The following is a 1377-nucleotide window of genomic DNA, read 5'->3' as shown; positions in this document are numbered from 1 at the left end:
TCCTTTATCGACGAAGAGGTCGGGACGCTCGGCGTCGCTGCGCTGATCGCGCTGCTGCTGATCGTTGCCCTGTTTGGGGCCTTCTTCCGTTCCTGGCGCACGGCCCTGATCACCCTGATCACGATTCCCGTATCGCTGACCGCGGCAGCGCTGGTGCTCGATCTGCGTGGCACCGGGATGAACACCATGGTCCTGGCCGGCATGGTGCTTGCCCTGGCCGTCATCGTAGGCGACGTCGCGGAAGACCTGAACGGCATCGCGCGGGCACGCAGCGCCGCGGCCAGGTCCGGCCACGAAACTGCCGACGGCGGGACGGAGGCCGGCCAGGACCAGTCACAGGACGAGCGCCGACGCGACTCCGTGATCCCGGGCGCCCTGCGGGCAGCCCGCACGCCAATGCTCTACTCGCTGCTGATTATGGCGCTGGCCGTCATGCCCGCGCTCTTTATTTCCGGTGAGAACGGCGCCCTGTTCGGACCCCTGGTCCAGAGCTATCTGCTGGCCCTGGTTGTCTCGATGATCGTGGCGCTCACGGTCACGGCGGCACTGGCGTTCGTCCTTCCGGTCGGTTCCAAGGCGCCGGAACGGCGTTCCCTGGCGCGGCTGCAAGGCGCCTACGGCCGGACCGTGACGCGGCTGACGCAAAAGACGCGGTGGGTATTCGCAGCCGCGGCGGTGCTGGCGGTGGCCGGACTGGCGCTCGCACCCCAGCTGGCCGGGACCCGTCCTGTGGTGCCGGTGCTGGCGGACAAGACGCTGGTGGTGCACTGGAGCGCGATAGCAGGCACCTCGGACCAGGAAATGAGCCGGATCACCGAGGCTGCTGCCGTAGAACTGCGCACCGTCCCGGGCGTGGCCAATGTCGGAGGACACGTCGGGCGCGCGATCACTTCGGATCAGGTCGGTGACGTCAGCTCCGGCGAGCTGTGGGTGACCGTGGCCCCGGACGCGTCCTACCCGGACACGGCCGCCGCCGTCGACCGCGTGATCGCAGGCTACGCGGGCCTGACCAGCAAAATTTCCACCTACCCGCAACAACGCATCGACCGGATCCGCGAAGAAGCCGATAGCGGCTTTGCCGTCCGGGTCTTTGGCCTGGACCCGACAGTCCTGCGGCAGAAGGCGGCGGAGGTCCAAACAATCCTGGAGCACACAGCCGGCGTCGTTAATCCCCACGTCGACCTGCCCCCCGAACAGCCGATCGCCGAGGTCAGAGTGGACCTCGCCGCGGCCCAAAAAGCCGGCGTCGTCCCCGGTGATGTACGGCGCGCGGCTGCCGCCCTGCTGCAAGGCATCGAGGTCGGCAACCTGTACGAACAGCAGAATGTCTTCTCTGTCATCGTGAGGGGGAATGCGGCCACCCGCAACAGCCTGGAC

The 1377-nt window shown here is 67.8% G+C and carries 1 protein-coding gene; it reads left to right on the top strand.

Annotated elements, in window-relative coordinates; genetic code table 11:
* Positions 1–1377: efflux RND transporter permease subunit (locus tag LQV45_RS32705; protein WP_230011768.1), on the top strand; the 1377-nt coding region annotated here is incomplete at both ends.

The organism is Microbacterium sp. Bi128 (genome assembly GCF_918698205.1).
Note: the sequence above shows the minus strand (reverse complement) of the source record. Positions and strands in the feature narration are given on the sequence as shown.